The organism is Paraburkholderia sp. SUR17 (assembly GCF_029536165.1).
Classification (GTDB): Bacteria; Pseudomonadota; Gammaproteobacteria; order Burkholderiales; family Burkholderiaceae; genus Paraburkholderia; species Paraburkholderia kururiensis.
Genome location: NZ_CP120508.1, coordinates 397,490 through 414,901 on the forward strand (window position 1 = coordinate 397,490; position 17,412 = coordinate 414,901).

At 66.8% G+C, this 17,412-nt stretch carries 15 protein-coding genes and 1 riboswitch; of the genes, 3 read left to right on the forward strand and 12 right to left on the reverse strand.

Annotated features, from left to right (window positions below; genetic code table 11):
- Positions 1 to 10: 10 nt before the first annotated feature.
- From P2869_RS01800 to miaB, 10 genes are all read right to left on the reverse strand, one after another.
- Complete coding sequence (locus P2869_RS01800; protein WP_017772720.1) at positions 11 to 772, reverse strand: lysophospholipid acyltransferase family protein; 762 nt, start codon at positions 770 to 772, stop codon at positions 11 to 13.
- Between the two features lie 72 nt (positions 773 to 844).
- Positions 845 to 1,408: a D-glycero-beta-D-manno-heptose 1,7-bisphosphate 7-phosphatase gene (gene gmhB / locus P2869_RS01805; protein WP_017772721.1), complete on the reverse strand. Its 564-nt coding sequence runs from the start codon at positions 1,406 to 1,408 to the stop codon at positions 845 to 847.
- A 7-nt stretch (positions 1,409 to 1,415) separates the two neighbouring features.
- The gene (glyS, locus tag P2869_RS01810) at positions 1,416 to 3,521 is read right to left on the reverse strand and encodes a glycine--tRNA ligase subunit beta (protein ID WP_277597293.1); all 2,106 of its coding nucleotides are present in this window, start codon (positions 3,519 to 3,521) and stop codon (positions 1,416 to 1,418) included.
- A gap of 16 nt (positions 3,522 to 3,537) precedes the next feature.
- Positions 3,538 to 4,545 (reverse strand): glycine--tRNA ligase subunit alpha, encoded by a 1,008-nt coding sequence (gene glyQ, locus P2869_RS01815; protein WP_081884822.1) that lies wholly within the window; start codon positions 4,543 to 4,545, stop codon positions 3,538 to 3,540.
- 234 nt (positions 4,546 to 4,779) lie between these two features.
- On the reverse strand, positions 4,780 to 6,504 hold the full coding sequence (lnt, locus tag P2869_RS01820; protein WP_277597294.1) for an apolipoprotein N-acyltransferase: 1,725 nt from the start codon (positions 6,502 to 6,504) through the stop codon (positions 4,780 to 4,782).
- 327 nt (positions 6,505 to 6,831) lie between these two features.
- The gene (locus P2869_RS01825) at positions 6,832 to 7,725 is read right to left on the reverse strand and encodes an HlyC/CorC family transporter (RefSeq protein ID WP_026121025.1); all 894 of its coding nucleotides are present in this window, start codon (positions 7,723 to 7,725) and stop codon (positions 6,832 to 6,834) included.
- A 342-nt stretch (positions 7,726 to 8,067) separates the two neighbouring features.
- Positions 8,068 to 8,751: a gamma-glutamylcyclotransferase gene (locus P2869_RS01830; RefSeq protein WP_277597295.1), complete on the reverse strand. Its 684-nt coding sequence runs from the start codon at positions 8,749 to 8,751 to the stop codon at positions 8,068 to 8,070.
- 15 nt (positions 8,752 to 8,766) lie between these two features.
- The gene (gene ybeY, locus P2869_RS01835) at positions 8,767 to 9,234 is read right to left on the reverse strand and encodes an rRNA maturation RNase YbeY (RefSeq protein ID WP_277597296.1); all 468 of its coding nucleotides are present in this window, start codon (positions 9,232 to 9,234) and stop codon (positions 8,767 to 8,769) included.
- A complete protein-coding gene (locus P2869_RS01840) occupies positions 9,231 to 10,277 on the reverse strand; it encodes a PhoH family protein (RefSeq protein WP_277597297.1) in 1,047 nt (348 codons plus the stop codon). The genes ybeY and P2869_RS01840 overlap by 4 nt, the downstream gene beginning before the upstream one ends.
- A 96-nt stretch (positions 10,278 to 10,373) precedes the next feature.
- Positions 10,374 to 11,807 (reverse strand): tRNA (N6-isopentenyl adenosine(37)-C2)-methylthiotransferase MiaB, encoded by a 1,434-nt coding sequence (gene miaB, locus P2869_RS01845; protein ID WP_277597298.1) that lies wholly within the window; start codon positions 11,805 to 11,807, stop codon positions 10,374 to 10,376.
- Positions 11,808 to 12,289: 482 nt separating this feature from the next.
- Here miaB and P2869_RS01850 point away from each other — a divergent pair, with 482 nt between their 5' ends.
- The 3 genes from P2869_RS01850 (at position 12,290) to ribB (ending at position 15,601) form a co-directional block, all read left to right on the forward strand.
- On the forward strand, positions 12,290 to 13,498 hold the full coding sequence (locus tag P2869_RS01850) for an MFS transporter (protein ID WP_277597299.1): 1,209 nt from the start codon (positions 12,290 to 12,292) through the stop codon (positions 13,496 to 13,498).
- A 226-nt stretch (positions 13,499 to 13,724) separates the two neighbouring features.
- A complete protein-coding gene (locus tag P2869_RS01855) occupies positions 13,725 to 14,396 on the forward strand; it encodes an XRE family transcriptional regulator (protein WP_277597300.1) in 672 nt (223 codons plus the stop codon).
- 89 nt (positions 14,397 to 14,485) lie between these two features.
- A riboswitch (FMN riboswitch) is annotated at positions 14,486 to 14,678 on the forward strand.
- 173 nt (positions 14,679 to 14,851) lie between these two features.
- Positions 14,852 to 15,601, forward strand: coding sequence for a 3,4-dihydroxy-2-butanone-4-phosphate synthase (gene ribB, locus P2869_RS01860; RefSeq protein WP_233411571.1), 750 nt, complete (start codon positions 14,852 to 14,854; stop codon positions 15,599 to 15,601).
- 97 nt (positions 15,602 to 15,698) lie between these two features.
- Here the strand turns inward: ribB and P2869_RS01865 are convergent, their stop codons facing one another.
- Together P2869_RS01865 and P2869_RS01870 are read right to left on the reverse strand one after the other, a co-directional pair.
- A complete protein-coding gene (locus tag P2869_RS01865; protein ID WP_277597301.1) occupies positions 15,699 to 16,385 on the reverse strand; it encodes an HAD family hydrolase in 687 nt (228 codons plus the stop codon).
- A 250-nt stretch (positions 16,386 to 16,635) separates the two neighbouring features.
- Positions 16,636 to 17,343: an MIP/aquaporin family protein gene (locus tag P2869_RS01870; RefSeq protein WP_017772734.1), complete on the reverse strand. Its 708-nt coding sequence runs from the start codon at positions 17,341 to 17,343 to the stop codon at positions 16,636 to 16,638.
- Positions 17,344 to 17,412: the final 69 nt, after the last annotated feature.

Consider the following 17,412-nt stretch of genomic DNA (forward strand, 5'->3'; position numbering starts at 1 on the left):
GGGTGGCGCGTCAGATCCGGGCAGTGGTGGCGGGCGAAGCGTCCGTCACGTTGTACGCGGCAGGATCGATGCGGCGCATCTCGGCTTCGATCCATGCTTCCACGCGCGTATTCACTTCGTCGGCCGTTAGCCCTGCAGTATCAATGGGTTGGCCGATCGACACCGTGACTATACCCGGATATTTATAAAACGAGTTGCGAGGCCACACGCGCCCCGCGTTGTGCGCGATGGGCACCACGGGCGCGCCGGTCGCAATCGCAAAGCGCGCGCCGCCGGTCTTGTACTTGCCCTGCTTGCCCACCGGCGTGCGCGTGCCTTCGGGGAACATGATCACCCACGCGCCTTCGCTCATCCGCTGCTTGCCCTGGCGCGTGACGGAATCGAACGCGTGCTTGCCTTCCTTGCGATCGATGTGAACCATCTTCAGCATGCCCAGCGCCCAGCCGAAGAACGGCACGTAGAGCAGTTCGCGCTTGAACACGTAGCAGAGCGGCCGCGGCATCACGGCGGGAAACGCAACCGTCTCCCATGCGGACTGGTGCTTTGAAAGCAGCACCGCCGGGCCGTCCGGCAGGTTTTCCATGCCCTGCACGCGATAGCGGATGCCGTTGAGCCAACGCGTGACGAAGATCGTCGTACGGCACCAGCCCACGGCCATCCAGTAGCGCCGGTCGGCGCGCATGAACGGGAAGGCGATGAAGCAGGCGGTCGCGTACGGCACCGTGAACACGGCGAAGTACACGAGCAGCAACAGGGAACGGACAAAAAGCATGGGTGTGATCCTGCAAACAGGCGTCCAGCTTCCACTGGCAAACCGCAAGCGGCTAGCGCGGCGCTGACGGTGTTACTCGTGTCGGCTCGAAAGAAAGTCGAGCGCGAAGGCGCGCAGGTCGTCATGGACCTTCGTGCCTTCGGGCAGCCCCCCACTGGCGAGCGTCTTCGTACCCTTGCCGGTGCGCACGAGATGCAGCTGAAAGCCGAGTACGGCGCCGGCCTGCAAGTCGCGCAGCGCGTCGCCGACCACCGGCGTGTCTTCCGGGCTGATCTCGAAGCGCTCGGCAATCATCTTCAGCATGCCCGGCTTTGGCTTGCGGCATTCGCACTGGTCTTCGGCCGTGTGTGGACAGAAGAACACGGCGTCGATACGGCCGCCCACCGCGGCGGCCATGCGGTGCATCTTGAGATGCATCGCGTTGAGCGCCGCCATGTCGAAGAGGCCGCGGCCGATGCCCGACTGGTTCGACGCCACCGCCACGCGATAGCCCGCCTGGTTCAGGCGCGCGATCGCTTCGAGGCTGCCCGGAATGGCGACCCATTCGTCGGGCGACTTGATGAAGGCGTCCGAGTCGAGGTTGATCACGCCGTCGCGGTCGAGAATGACGAGCTTTCTGCTGGCACTGGTTGGCATGGCAGGCTCAGGCGGCGAGCCGCGAAATGTCTGCCACGCAGTTCATCTGCTGATGCAGCGCGCCGAGCAGCGCGAGGCGATTCGCGCGCAGCGCCGCGTCTTCGGCGTTCACCATGACGTCGTTGAAGAACGTGTCCACCGGCTCGCGCAGCGCGGCAAGCGCGGTGAGCGCGCCCGTGTACTGCCGCTCGGCCAGCTGCGACTGCACGCGCGGGGCCACCTGTTCGAGCTGCGCGTGCAACGCCTTTTCCGCAGCTTCCACGAGGAGCGCGGTTTGCACGCCACCGGTTGCGCCGCTTTCGGACTTCTTCAAGATGTTCGAGATGCGCTTGTTCGCCGCTGCAAGCGATGCCGCTTCGGCCAGTGCCGCGAATTCGCGCACCGCATCGAGGCGCGCGACGACGTCGTCGAGCCGCGTGGGGTTGAGCGCCAGCACGGCGTCGATTTCGCTCGCCGCGTAGCCGCGCTCGCGCAGCAGGCCGCGCAGGCGGTCCATGAAGAACGCGTAGAGGGCGTCCGTCGAATCGGCTACGTTCGGTACCGCGGCGAACTGCGCGTAAGCGGCGCGCAGCAGCGCGACGATATCGAGCGGCAACTGCTTTTCCACGAGAATGCGCAGCACGCCGAGCGCGTGACGGCGCAGCGCGAACGGGTCTTTCTCGCCCGTGGGCTGAAGCCCGATGCCCCAGATGCCCACGAGCGTTTCGAGCTTGTCCGCGAGCGCGACCACGGTGCCCGTGGTGGTGGCGGGCAGCGCGTCGCCGGAGAAGCGCGGCTGATAGTGCTCGCTGCACGCAAGCGCCACTTCTTCCGGCTCGCCGTCGTGGCGCGCGTAGTACGTACCCATCGTGCCTTGCAGCTCGGGGAACTCGCCCACCATGTCGGTGAGCAGGTCCGCCTTGGCGAGCCGCGCGCCGAGCGTGGCGAGCGCGATGTCGGCGCCCATCATCTGCGCGATCGTGCCGGCAAGGCCTTCCAGCCGCTCCACGCGCTGCAGCTGCGAGCCGAGCTTGTTGTGATACACGACGTTCGCGAGCAGCGGGACGCGGTCCGAAAGGCGCTTCTTCTTGTCGTGCTCGAAGAAGAACTTGGCGTCGGCCAGGCGCGGACGCACCACGCGTTCGTTGCCTTCCACGATGTCGCCCGGCGTCTTCGTTTCGATGTTCGAGACGATGAGAAAGCGCGAGCGCAGCTTGCCTGCGGCGTCGGTGAGCGCGAAGTATTTCTGGTTCGTCTGCATGGTGAGGATCAGGCATTCCTGCGGCACCTGCAGGAATTCGTCCTCGAAGCGGCAGGCGTAGACCACCGGCCATTCGACGAGCGCTGTCACTTCGTCGAGCAGCGCTTCGGGCATCACCACCTGGTCGCCGTTGGCCAGCGCGAGCAGGTGCGTGCGAATCGTTTCCTTGCGGTCGGCGAAGCTCGCCACGACGTGACCCTTGTGCAGCAGCGTTTGCGCGTAGGCGTCCGCATTCGGAATGGCGACGAGCCCTTCCGAGAGGAAGCGGTGGCCGCGCGTGGTGTCGCCTGCGTCCACACCGAATGCGCTGACGGGCACGACGTCCGCGCCATGCAGCACCGTGAGCCGATGCACGGGCCGCACGAACTGGATGTTGCTGCCGTCCGGGCGCTGGTACGTCATGACCTTCGGGATGGGCAGCTTCGAGATGGCGAGCGCCTCGTCCAGCACGGCTTGCAGCCCTTCGGCGAGCGTCGCGCCCGGGGCCGAGTAGTTGAGGAAGAACGCTTCGTTCTTGCCGTCCGTGGCGCGTTCGAGTTCCGCGACGGGGAAGTCGGGAAAGCCGAGCGCCGCGAGCTTCTTCGCGAGCGGCGCGGTGGGCTGGCCGTTCGCATCGAGCGCGACGGAGACGGGCAGCACTTTCTCGCGCACGCGCTTTTCGGGCGCGACGCTGCGCACGTTCTTCACGACGACGGCGAGGCGCCGCGGCGTGGCATAGCGTTCGAACGACAGTTCGCCTTCGATCAGGTCACGCGCGGCGAGGCGCTGCGCAATGCCTTCGGCGAACGCGTCGCCAAGGCGCGCGAGGGCTTTCGGCGGCAGCTCTTCGGTCAGCAGTTCGACGAGCAGGGTGGCTTGGTGAGCGTGTGTCATGGAGTTCTTGGTCCCGTCATTCCTCGTCGAACTTGCGTTCGACTTTCAGCGGCGGCGCCCAGGCGGGCATTGCGGCGTCTTGTGCATCGGTCGTGAGGCCGGGCACGCCGTGCACGGGATTGCCGAGCATCGGGAAGCCGAGCCGCTCGCGCGAGTCGTAATACGCCTGCGCCACGAGCCGCGAGAGCGCACGAATGCGGCCGATGTAAGCAGCACGCTCCGTGACCGAAATGGCGCCGCGCGCATCGAGCAGGTTGAACGTGTGGCCGGCCTTGAGCACGAGTTCGTAGGCGGGCAGCGGGAGCGCGTTGTCCATCATCCGCTTCGCTTCCGCTTCGTAGCTGTTGAAGAACGTGAAGAGCAGATCGACGTTCGCGTGCTCGAAGTTGTACTTCGACTGTTCGACCTCGTTCTGGTGATAGACGTCGCCGTAGGTGAGGCGGCGCACCTCGGGGCCGTTCGGGCCCGGCTCTTCCCACTCGGTCCACACGAGGTCGTAGACGTTCTCGACCTTCTGCAGATACATGGCGAGGCGCTCCAGGCCGTAGGTGATTTCGCCCAGCACCGGCTTGCAGTCGATGCCGCCCACCTGCTGGAAGTACGTGAATTGCGTCACTTCCATGCCGTTGAGCCAGACCTCCCAGCCGAGGCCCCAGGCGCCGAGCGTGGGGTTTTCCCAGTCGTCTTCCACGAAGCGCACGTCGTTCTGCTTCAGGTCGAAGCCGAGCGCTTCGAGCGAGCCGAGATAGAGATCGAGGATGTTTTCCGGCGCCGGCTTCAGCACCGCCTGGTACTGGTAGTAGTGCTGCAGGCGGTTCGGGTTTTCGCCGTAACGGCCGTCTTTCGGACGGCGCGACGGCTGCACGTAGGCGGCGCGCCAGGGCTCGGGACCGATTGCGCGCAGGAAGGTATGGACGTGCGAGGTGCCCGCGCCGACTTCCATGTCGATGGGCTGGAGCAGCGCGCAGCCCTGCTTGTCCCAGTAGGACTGCAGCGTCAGGATGATTTGCTGAAACGTGAGCATGAAGTGCCTTTCGGGCAGATGGCGCCCCGCGGCCCGGCGCCGTGCGGACCCTCCGCAGCGCGAGCCGGCTGGTATGCGGCCGGGGGCTAAAACGTTGAATTTTACCGGATTGGCGGTGGGTTGAGACTTCCAGCGGGGTAGGCCGCCTGGCTGATTCGCCCGGGCGACTCACGAGGGCAAACGCCCTCGTGTCCGATTCGCGACATCGTGCCGCCGTCGTGCCGCCGTCGCCCCTTACTTTTTCCTCGACGTCCGCCGCCCCGGCCCAAACGCAAACCCGAACGCGAGCAACAGCAGCGACACCGCGAGCACCGTGTTGTTGCCGCTCGTCACGTAGGGCGTGAAGCCCGAGGTGCCTTGCACGTCGACGTCGAGCGTGCCTTCGGTGAAGGTGGGCAGGCGGGCGATCACGCGGCCGCGGGCGTCGATGGCGGCGGTCGCGCCCGTGTTGGTGGCGCGCAGCATCGGCCGCCCGGTTTCGAGCGAGCGCATGCGCGCGATCTGCAGATGCTGGTCGAGCGCGATGGTGTTGCCGAACCACGCCAGATTGGTCGTGTTGACGAGCACGCCCGCGGGCGTCGCGCTGTCGCGAATGCTGCGCGCAATCTCTTCGCCGAAGATGTCTTCGTAGCAGATGTCGACGGCCACGGGCTGGTTGTGCACGACGAACGGCTGCTGCACCGGCGTGCCGCGCGCGAAGTCGCCCAGCGGAATGTTCATGAGGTTCACGAACCAGCGGAAGCCCCAGGGCACGAACTCGCCGAACGGCACGAGGTGATGCTTGTCGTAGCGGTACAGCTCGCGCGAGCCCGGCGTGATGCCGTAGAGGCTGTTCGTGTAGTCGACGATGCGTCCATCAGGCGTGACCGTACCGCCGATCGCCCCGAACAGGATCGCCGTGCCCGTGGAGTCCGCGAACTGGCGGACCGCCGCGGCGAAGCGGTCGGGCACCTGCTGCACGAGCACGGGAATGGCGGTTTCGGGCGTCACGACGAGGTCGGCCGGTTTCGCGGTGATCATCTGCTGGTATTCGTTGATGGCCTGCAGTACGCCCGCTTCTTCGAATTTCATGTCCTGCTTGACGTTGCCTTGCAGGAGCCGTACGTGCAGCGGTGCGTTGGCGGGCACGGTCCACCTGACAAACGGGAGCGCCATGCCGGCGGCGACGAGCGCGATCGCGATGCCGCCCGACACGGCCACGCCAGCAGCGGGCTTTGCTGTGTCAAGCGACGCAGGCGCGCCGCTCACGCCATTCGTCTTGCCGCTTGCGGACGAACGGCCCGACTGCGCGGCGCGCGTGACGGCCTGCACGATCAGCGCGGCCACGAGCGCCAGCATCCAGCCCACGCCGTACACGCCGACCACCGGCGCGAATCCGGCGAGCGGTCCGTCCACCTGCGCGTAGCCGCTCGCGAGCCACGGAAAGCCCGTGAACACCGTGCCGCGCAGCCACTCACCGAGCGCCCAGGCGCTGGCGAAGGCGAACGCGCCGTGCCATGTCGGCGAAAACGGCCGGTCGCCCGCTTTGCCGTTGTTCGCGTGGCCGGCGCAAAACGACCAGATACCGGCCGCGAGCGCGGGATAGAAGCCGAGGTACAGCGAGAACAGCACGAGCGCCGCGCCTGCAAGTGGCGCCGGCATGCCGCCGTAGAAATGCATGCTGACGTAGAGCCACCACACGCCGGTCACGAGGTTGCCGAAGCCGAAGGCCCAGCCGGTGAGGGCGGCGCTCTTCCAGCCCGTGGTGCGCGTGAGCCAGAAATAGAAGAACGCGAAGATCGCGATTTCGAGCCAGCCGCCGTGCGGCGTGGGCGCGAACGAAAGCGTGTTGGCGGCTCCGGCTGCGAGGGCGGCGAGGTAATGCCAGCGCGGCAGCGCGCGACCGCCTGCCGATTCGGCGGCATCAGGGGCGGTCGGCGCCGCGCCGGAACGCAGCCGCGAGGAAATGGGGTCGGCCATGGTCGAATTCAGTGAGTGCCAGTGTGGCTCGTGTAAGTGCTCGGGGCGCGGCCGATGGCCGGCGAGCGATTGTTGCATAAGGTTGTGACGCGATGCGGCTTGGCGAGGTTCGCGCCACGCCGCATGTCGGCGGGGGCGGGACGCGGGATGTGCCGCGAGTCGCGCCGCGTCTATCCGGGGTATCGGCGAGGTGTGTGGCGTTGGAGCGAAGCGCTGCGTTATCTGGCGGGTTTGGCCGGGTTGCGGCCGGATGTCTGCCGAATGTCTGCCGAGTCAGCCTGCCCGGTGGTCCGGAGGGAACACCGTGGCCCCGCCAGGGCGCCGGCTTCAGGTTCCCGGCGGTTGCAGCGCCGCCTCGCGCTGGCCGGCCATCGCGTCGCGACGTACCAGCAGCATGTGGAGTTGCCGTGCGTCGGCGCGCAGCACTTCGAAGATCAGATCGTCGATACGCACTTTTTCGCCGCGATGCGGCACGTGCCCGAAGTGATGCGTGACGAGCCCGCCGATGGTGTCCACTTCCTCGTCGGGGAAATGCGTGCCGAAGACCTCGTTGAACTGGCCGATTTCGGTGAGCGCGCGCACGCGAAAACGCCCGTCGGGCGATTCGATGATGTTGCCGCTTTCCTCGTCGAAGTCGTATTCGTCTTCAATATCGCCCACGATCTGTTCGAGCACGTCTTCGATCGTGATGAGGCCGGCCACGCCGCCGTACTCGTCCACGACGATGGCGATGTGGTTGCGGTTCATGCGGAAGTCGCGCAGCAGCACGTTGAGGCGCTTCGACTCCGGAATGAACACGGCGGGGCGCAGCATGCCGCGCACGTCGAACTCTTCTTCGGCGTAGTAGCGCAGCAGGTCTTTCGCGAGCAGCACGCCGATCACGTTGTCGCGATTGCCTTCGTAGACCGGATAGCGCGAGTGCGCCTTTTCCAGCACGTATGGAATGAATTCGTCGGGATTGTCCGCGATGTTGATCGCGTCCATCTGCGCGCGCGGAACCATGATGTCGCGGGCGCACAGTTCGGAGACCTGGAACACGCCTTCGATCATCGAGAGCGAATCCGCGTCGATGAGGTTGCGTTCGTGCGCGTCCTGGAGAATCTCGAGAAGCTCGCCGCGGGAATCGGGCTCGGGCGAGATGAAGTCGGTCAGTCGCTCGAGCAGCGAGCGCTTTTCGTGAGGTTTGCCGGTTTGTCGTCGACTGGGATAAGAGTCGTTCATGGTGGTGCGCCCCGCCATGCCGGGCGCGCTGTTGCGGAGGGTTAAGGATACACCACGCGTGTGGCGCGACCGTGTAGCCAGGCGGCCAGCGCGTTGGCCAGGGGCGCTGCCGGCGTGGCCGCCGTGGTTGGGCACGGCGCCTTGCCGAGTGGCCATGAACCGTCTGGCCGATGCCGCTGCGCGCGGGCAACGTCGTTCAATGCTATCGCAGAAACCCGCGCGGCTGCGGGTGGACAAATTTCGGCGCGAGCGCGAAGCGAGCGTGGCCCCTTCGCCCCCCTCGCCCCCCTCGCCCCCCTCGCACTTGCCGGCCGTGGCTGCTGGGGTGACTCAGGCACCGCATCAAGGCGCCGACGCCGCAGCGTCCGCCGCGCAGCGCCGCAGCAACGCTTCCAGCGCGCGGTCCGGCATGCCGATTTCGCGCAGCGCGATGACCGTGCGCCGCACGTAGTCGAGCGTCGATCCGTAGCGGCCGCAGGCGCATCCCAGCACGGTGCGAACCGTCTCGTCGGACAATTTGCCGGTGTAGCTGGGCACGTCGCGCCGCATCACGAAGGCCAGCGCTTCCACGAAGCGCCCGTCGGCCAGCTTGCACGGCAGCCAGGCCGGACGATACGAGCCCATCGGCATTTCGCGCCGCCACAGTGCTTCGAGATGCGGCATCACGCCCGTGGCGGCCAGGCGAAACGCCATGCCCTGGCACGAGCCGCCGCGGTCGAGCGCGAGCACGAGGCCCGGCTGCTCGGGCGTGCCGCGGTTCACCCGCGACCACAGATAAAGCCCGCGATGGTAGCCATGCACGCGCGAGCGCACGCTTTCCACGGTGGGCAGCCCCGGGTTCCAGATCAGTGATCCATAGCCGAACAGCCACAGGTCGCTTTGGCCGTCCCATTGCTGCAAGGTGCAGTCGAGCGAGGCGCGGAGTTCGTCGTCCGTGAGCAGGCGCGAGGCGCCGAGCGACGGCGGATAGTCAGGACACGGAGCCGCCCCGGCGGCAAGTGGTGTTGAGAGATAGCGGGGGCTCACTTGAGGGCGGCGGGTTCAGTCGGCGCGGTACGGATCGGGGAAACCGAGGGAGTTCATGATATCGGTTTCAATGCCTTCCATCTCTTCGGCCTCGTCGTCGGTTTCGTGGTCGTAGCCCTGGGCGTGGAGCGCGCCGTGCACCAGCAGATGCGCGTAGTGAGCGGCGAGCGGCTTGCCCTGCTCGGCGGCTTCACGCTCGACCACCGGGCAGCACAGGATGAGGTCGCCCGTCACCGGGTCTTCTTCGCTTTGCGCGTAGGCGAAGGTGAGCACGTTGGTCGCGTAGTCCTTGCCGCGGTAGGTGCGGTTCAAGGTGCGGCCTTCCTCGGCGTCGACGAAGCGCACGGTGAGTTCCGCGTCCGCGAACAGGGCCGCCTTGACCCAGTTCGCGACCGTGGCGCGCGGCAGCATCGCCTTGTGTTGCGGGAACGCCTTCGCGGCCGGAAATTGCAGCGTCAGTTTCAGTTTGGGCGCGCGCGTCATGCTTCTTCTTGTTTCGCGTGCTCGTCGTAGGCCTCGACAATGCGCGCGACGAGCGGATGGCGCACCACGTCCGCGCTCGTAAAGCGCGTGAGCGCGATGCCGCGCACGTTCGCGAGCACCTGCTGCGCTTCCACGAGGCCGCTCTTCTGCGCGCGGGGCAGGTCGATCTGCGTCGTGTCGCCCGTCACCACGGCCTTCGATCCGAAGCCGATGCGCGTGAGGAACATCTTCATCTGCTCGGGCGTGGTGTTCTGCGCCTCGTCGAGGATGATGAACGCGTGGTTCAGCGTACGGCCGCGCATGTAGGCGAGCGGCGCAATTTCGATCATCTGGCGCTCGAACATCTTGGCGGTCTTGTCGAAGCCGAGCAGGTCGTAGAGTGCGTCGTAGAGTGGACGCAGGTACGGGTCCACTTTCTGCGCGAGGTCGCCGGGCAGAAAGCCGAGCCGCTCGCCCGCCTCGACGGCCGGGCGCGTCAGTACGATGCGCTTGACCTGGTCGCGTTCGAGCGCGTCCACGGCGCAGGCCACGGCCAGATAGGTCTTGCCCGTGCCGGCCGGACCCACGCCGAACGTCACGTCGTGCGACACGATCTGCTTGAGGTATTCGCGCTGGGCCGGCGTGCGGCCGCGCAGGTCGGCGCGGCGCGTGTAGAGCTTCGGCCCCGGTTCTTCGGCCTCGCCGTCGGCGTGTGCGGGTTCGTCGAACGGATGGTCGGGGTCGCCGCGAAAACGCGGGTCCAGCTCCTCGTTGCCGTTCGTGCTCGTGCCCGTGGTGGCCGGGTGCCGGGCTTCGACGAGCGCCAGCTGGATGTCGTCGACGGATAGCGGCTCGCGCGCGCGATTGTAGAAGTTTTCGAGGGCAGCCATGGCGACTTTCGCGCCGCGCCCGCGAATTGCGATGCGGTGGCCGCGCCTTGACAGCGTTACGTCGAGCGCCTGTTCGATCTGGCGCAGGTTTTCGTCGAGCGGCCCGCAGAGATTGGCGAGCCGGGCGTTGTCGTCGCGCGGGGCGGTGAATTCCAGTTGCTGGGTGGTCTTCAAGGTGTCTGGCTACTCCTGCCGGTTAGCGGCCGTGGATTCGGGCGGTGGCGGGCGCGCGCCGCGGTTCGGGGCACGCGCCCGCCAGGCGCTGCAGGTTCAATGCGCCGCGGCCGGTTTGCCGCCATGCGCTTTGTCGTGGGCTTTCTCGTGAGTTTCGTCGTGGGCTTCGTCTTGCGTCAGCACCAACTCCCCACGCAGCGAATGTGGGTACGCGTGGCCGATTTTCACGTCGATCATCTGGCCGATCAGCCGCGCGTGCGACGCGACGGGCGCCGGGAAGTTGACCACGCGATTGTTCTCGGTGCGGCCCGCGAGTTCGGTCGGGTCTTTGCGCGACGGTCCTTCCACGAGAATGCGCTCCACGTTGCCGACCATCGACGCGCTGATGCACGCCACGTTTTCCTCGATGGTGGCCTGCAGGTGCTGCAGGCGCTTCAGCTTGACCTCGCGCGGCGTGTCGTCGTGCAGGTTCGCCGCGGGGGTGCCCGGCCGCGGGCTGTAGATGAACGAGAAGCTCGTGTCATAGCTCATCTCGTCGACGAGCGCCATGGTCTTCTCGAAGTCCGCTTCGGTTTCGCCGGGAAAGCCGACGATGATGTCCGTAGAGAGCGACAGATCGGGCCGGATGGCACGCAGGCGGCGGATTACCGACTTGTATTCGAGCACCGTGTAGCCGCGCTTCATCGCCATCAGGATGCGGTCGGAGCCGTGCTGCACGGGCAGGTGCAGGTGGCTCACGAGCTTGGGCACCTTCGCGTAGGTGTCGATCAGGCGCTGCGTGAATTCCTTCGGATGCGACGTCGTATAGCGGATGCGTTCGATGCCCGGCACGTCGGCCACGTATTCGATCAGCGTGGCGAAGTCCGCGACTTCGTGTGAGCCGGCGCTCAGCGCTCCTCCGAATTTTCCACGATAAGCGTTCACGTTCTGGCCGAGCAGCGTGACCTCGCGCACGCCCTGGTCGGCGAGGCCGGCGATTTCGGTCAGCACGTCGTCGAGCGGGCGCGACACTTCCTCGCCGCGCGTGTACGGCACCACGCAATAGCTGCAGTACTTGCTGCAGCCTTCCATGATGGAGACGAACGCGCTGGGACCTTCGACGCGCGCGGGCGGCAGGTGGTCGAACTTCTCGATTTCGGGGAACGTGATGTCCACCTGCGCACGACCGCTTGCGCGACGGGCGTCGATCATCTGCGGCAGGCGGTGCAGCGTCTGCGGGCCGAACACGAGATCGACGTAAGGCGCACGCGCGACGATCGCCGCGCCTTCCTGGCTCGCGACGCAACCGCCCACGCCGATCAGCAGGCTGGGGTTCGCTTCCTTGAGTTCGCGCACGCGGCCGAGATCGGAGAAGACTTTTTCCTGCGCTTTTTCGCGCACCGAACAGGTGTTGAAGAGAATGACGTCCGCGTCTTCGGGGGAGTCGGTCTTGACGAGGCCTTCAGCGGCGCCGAGCACGTCGACCATCTTGTCGGAGTCGTACTCGTTCATCTGGCAGCCAAAGGTCTTTACATAAACTTTCTTGGTCATCGGGTTTCGCCGTTCGCAGTGGTTGACCTGGGGGCGTTGTTCAAAAAGGTGGAGAGCCTCGCGCCGGGCTTGTTCGAATGATGATTGCCGGAGTGCGGGCGAGGCCGGGAAGAGCAAGGAAGGGCCGCGCCGCGGCGGCTGGGGCGCGCGGTGGAATTGCATATTATAGCCCGCCGCCGTTTCCGCTTTGCGACGCGCGAGCCGCTTGGGCAGGGCGTTGGGGCGGTGCGCGAGGCGCTGCATGCCGCAGTCTCGACAGGACCGGCGCGAGCCTGCCATTCGCCCCGATTTACCCTCCGCCTCCTCCCGTCCGGTGCCGGCGAAGTCTGCTGCCTCCTCGATCCCTATTCTTCGGTTTTGTTTGAAAATGTTTTCGATTCCGGGCCGATTATCAAATTGACGCGGTGCAGCCACAATGCGCGCCTTGTCGGGTCGTTGCGCGCACGGCGCGTCGGCTTTTTGCACCGGATCAGGAGATTTCCATGCCCATTCCCTTACTGGCGCTCGCCATCAGCGCGTTTGCCATCGGCACCACCGAGTTCGTCATCATGGGGCTGTTGCCCGACGTGGCGCGCGATCTCTCGGTCTCGATTCCGTCGGCCGGTCTGCTCGTCACGGGCTACGCGCTGGGCGTGGCCGTGGGTGCGCCGCTGCTCGCCGTCGTGACGAGCCGCATGCCGCGCAAACTCGCGCTGCAACTGCTCATGGGCGTGTTCGTCGCGGGCAATGTGCTCTGCGCGGTCGCGTCGGACTATTCGCTGCTGATGGTGGCGCGCGTCGTGGCGTCGTTTGCGCACGGCTCGTTCTTCGGCATCGGCTCCGTGGTGGCCGCCTCGCTCGTGGCGCAGGAAAAGCGCGCGAGCGCTATCGCGTTGATGTTCACCGGTCTTACGCTCGCGAACGTGCTGGGCGTGCCGTTCGGCACCTTCATTGGCCAGGAGTTCGGCTGGCGCATGGTGTTCTGGATCGTGAGCGTGCTGGGCGTGCTCTCGCTCGTGGGCATTACGGCGCTCGTGCCGAACCGGCATGACGCCGGTCCCGCGGGACTCGGCCACGAGGTGCGCGTGCTGCGCGAGCCGCAGGTGTGGCTTGCGCTCGCCATGACGATTCTCGGCTTTGGCGGCGTGTTCGTCGTGTTCACGTACATCACGCCCATTCTCGAAAACGTCGCGGGTTTCTCGCCGCGCGCCGTGACGTTGATTCTCGTGCTGTTCGGCGCGGGGCTCACGCTCGGCAACACGGTGGGCGGCAAGCTCGCGGACCGCGCGCTGATGCCCTCGCTCATGGGCATTCTCGCAATGCTCGCCGTGGTGATGGCGGTGTTCACGAAGACGAGCCATTCGCAGATTGCGGCCGCCGTCACCGTGTTCGTCTGGGGCGTGGCCGCGTTCGCAACGGTGCCGCCGCTGCAGATGCGCGTGGTGGAAAAAGCCTCCGCCGCACCGAACCTCGCATCGACGCTGAACATCGGCGCGTTCAATGTCGGCAACGCGGGCGGCGCGTGGCTGGGCGGCCTCGCCATCTCGCACGGCCTCGGCTACGACGCGCTGCCGTGGGTGGCCGCGACAGTCTCTGTCGCGGCACTGTTCGTCACGTGGATCGCGGCGCGTCTGGATGCGCAGCGATCCGGCGTTCGCGGGCAAGCGGCCGGTCGTGCGGCGCGTGTAACGGTGCGCGAAGACGCGTGCTGAACGCGAGGCGCAACGGGCGCGCCGCAACGAACGAGCGCTTATGACGAGCGATTCGAAGCTTTCCCGAAACCGCCGTCCGCGATAGTGATAACGGTGTGAAGATAACTTCGTTGGCGCGGGCACAAGCCGATGCGACGATAGCCTCCATTCGAGTTTCAGCGGCCCGATCCGTGCGCGATCCATGCGCGATCCGGATGCGCGGCAGAACGAAGGAAAGGAGGCGATCATGCATTCCCCGCTTGCGCTTGTCCGCGATGCCGCCGACGAGACCCCCGACGCCCACGCAGGGCAGTTCGATCTGCTGGAACATCTCGTCGGAGTGAATCTTGCGCGGCTGCGTGCCGAGCGCCAGCTTTCGCTCGACGCACTCGCTCGCGCGTCCGGCGTTTCGCGGGCGATGCTCGCGCAGATCGAATCGGCGCGCAGCGTGCCGTCCATCAAGGTGCTGAGCAAGATTGCCGCGGCGCTGAAGGTCTCGGTCGCGGCGTTCCTGCGCCGCCACGCGGTGAACGGTTTCGAACACCTGCCGGCCAGTCGCGCGCGGCGCGTGGTGAGCGCGGACGGCGGCTATGCCGAACGCGCGCTCTATCCCGAAGGCGAGCCCGTTGCCGCCGAGTTCCACGAGCTGCGCATCGCGCCGCTGCATACCGAGTACGGCACGCGCCGCACGCCGGGCACGCTGGTGAATCTGGTGGTGAGCGTGGGGACGCTCGAACTCAGCGTGCACGACCAGCGCCAGTTGCTCGCAACCGGCGACGCCATCGTGTTCGATGCGGACCAGCCGCACAGCCTGCGCAATCCCGGCGACACGGAGGCGCGTGCGTTTCGCGTCACCGTGAACGCGGAGACGCCGCCGCGCTGGAACGCTTCGCCCGATGCGGCACGGCACGAGGGATGAGCGGTGCCGTGCGCGGCATCGCGGCGCAGGTCCGCTGCGCCATCGTCGCGGTTGTTGTATGCTTTGCCCGCCGGATTTTCCGGCAATCAGTGCGTCTTCAGGGCGGGGTGAAATTCCCCACCGGCGGTAGGTCGGCCTGCCTTCACGGCAAAGCCGGCAAGCCCGCGAGCGCCCGCTAGTCAGTACGAACGCCTGCGGCCTGTGTGCCGCGGCATGGCGGGGTCAGCAGATCTGGTGCGATGCCAGAGCCGACGGTCATAGTCCGGATGGAAGAAGATGTGCAGATGGTCACTCTGCCCGCCGTTGCCGGCGCGCGTCTGCGCGCGTGCGGCATGGCGTTCCGTGTCGTTGCGGGGCGCTGTGGTTGGCCGCTTGCGGCTTGCCTGTGCGGGTGCTTGTCTGTTTGCAATGCCCTGAAACGTTTTTCGCCCAACTTTTTGCGAGGAGCGTTTCACATGTCCCACTCTCCGTTGTCTTTCGGGGACTCCACCCGCCTTCAAGGCCAGATCGATGCGGCGCGTCCGCTCGACGCCTCGGCCGATCTTCCGTTGCTGGCCACCGAACCCATCCCGCCACGCATTGCCGCCGCGTTGCAGGCCATGCGCGATGGCCGCCCCGTCGTGCTTCAGGACGACGACGACCGCGAGAACGAAGCGGATCTCGTCGTGGCCGCCGAGCGGCTCAGCGTCGAAACCATGGCGCTCCTGATCCGCGAATGCAGCGGCATCGTGTGTCTGTGCCTGCCGGACGAGAAGGTTCGCGCGCTCGAATTGCCGCCCATGGTGGCGCACAACGAGAGCCGCCACGGCACGGCATTCACGGTTTCCATCGAGGCGCGCGAAGGCGTGACCACGGGCGTGTCGGCGGCGGACCGGCTCACGACCATCCGCACTGCCATTGCGGATCACGCGAAGCCGGCCGACATCGCTCGCCCCGGCCACGTGTTTCCGCTGCGTGCGGCGCCTGGCGGGGTGCTGGCGCGACGCGGCCATACCGAAGGCACGGTCGATCTGGCCGTGTTGGCTGGCCTCAAGCCGGCGGGTGTGCTCTGCGAGTTGATGAACGCCGACGGCACGATGGCGCGCGGCGCCGAGGTGGAGCGTTTTGCCGCTCAGCATCGTCTGCCGATGCTGACGATTGCGGAACTCGTCCAGTTTCGCGAGGCGCTTGCGGCCGCGCGCGAGTGTTGTACGGATGAGGCGTAAGGCCGGGTAGTGTGAGTTGGCGGCGCGGCGTCCGGCCTACGGACGCCGCGCGCCGGCCTTGCTTGGCCGGCCACGCCGGCGCACCTCGCAGTCACCCTCAGGACTGCACGTCCCCGAACTCGCCGCGCACGCCGCTTTCGATCAGTGCGGGCAGCGCGTCCATGTGTTCGATGATCCGCGTGAGGCCCATTTCACGCAGCACGTCCGCGTAGCCGTGCGGAATGTGGCTTGCGCCCACGAACGCGATGGTCTTCATGCCCGCGGCACGCGCAGCGTTGAGCCCCGCGATGCTGTCTTCCACGACGATACAGCGCGCCGGCTCCACGCCGAGCTGCTGCGCCGCGTACAGGTAGATATCGGGGAAGGGCTTGGGCCGCGGCACCTGCTCGGCGCTGAACACGCGCGGCCCGAAGATATTGGCGAGCCCCGCGCGCCGCACCGACGCGCTCACGCGGGCAAGCCGGCTGTTCGACACCACGGCGGCGGGCAGCGGCACGCGCTGCAAGGCCTCGCGCACGCCGTTGATGGGACTCAGCGATTCCGCGAGCGCGCGCTCCACGTTATGTTCGATCGTCTCGAGAAAGTCGGGCGGCAGCTGAAGGTTGAACTCGCTCGCGACGTTCGACAGAAAGCGCGAGGTCTGCTGGCCGAACGCCGTTTTCACGACGGGACCGAAGTCGATGCCGGGGAAGGTGGCGGTGAGGGTCTCGGCGAGCACGCGGTCGGCAATGACTTCGCTGTCGACGAGCACGCCGTCGCAGTCGCAGATGAGATGGTCGATCATGCAGGAAACCGGATGAAGCGCGTCCGGCGGTGGCGCGCGCGGGAATGGGAAGGCGCCATGATACGTCCTTCGGACTGCGTGTCTTCATCGCGACGTCCACACATGGCCCGCATGCGGCCTCGCGCTGCAAGCCAATGCTCAGCCATCCTGAAATGTCGGGAATGTTGGGAGACGAGTGGCCGTCCTGCCGTCACGGGCGGCGCGCGTCTCGCCGCAAACGCCGCCCTTGGCCCTCAGCGATGTGCGCCCGTTAATGCGCGTGCAGGTAGATCCACGCAGCCATCGAACCGCCTGCGAGCGGCCCCACCACGGGAATCCACGCGTAGTGCCAGTCGCTGTCGCGCTTGCCGGGAATAGGTAGCAGTGCGTGCACGAGCCGCGGCGACAGGTCGCGCGCCGGGCTCATCGCGTAGCCGGTCGGGCCGCCCAGCGAGATGCCGATGCCAAGCACGAGCAGACCCACCGGCAGCGCATCGAGCGCGCCGAGCCCCACCTGCGGCGAGGCGAGATACAGCACGCCCAGAATCAGCACGAAGGTACAGATCATTTCGGTGAGGAAGTTGTGCGGCACGCTGCGAATGGCGGGTGCCGTGCAGAACACGCCGAGCTTCACGTCGGGGTCGGCTTCCTTCGCGAAGTGTTGCCGGTAGGCGAGCCACACGAGCAGCGCGCCGGCCATGCCGCCCAGCATCTGCGCCGCCACGTAGCCGGGCACCTTGCTCCAGGCGAACTTGCCCGCGAGCGCGAGCGCCACGGTGACGACGGGATTCAGATGCGCGCCGCTGAACGACGCCGTGATGTACACGGCCACGAACACCGCCATCGCCCAACCCATCACGATGACGATGAGGTCCGCGCCCTTGCCCTTGGTGCGCGCGAGCAGCACGTTGGCGACGGCGCCGTCGCCTAGCAGCACGAGCATGGCCGTGCCCACGAACTCCGCAATATAGGGTGACATTCTTGTTCTCCTGAGCCATTGGGGAGACGGTCCGCCGTTGCGACGGACCGCTGTTTCACCGGGCTGCCG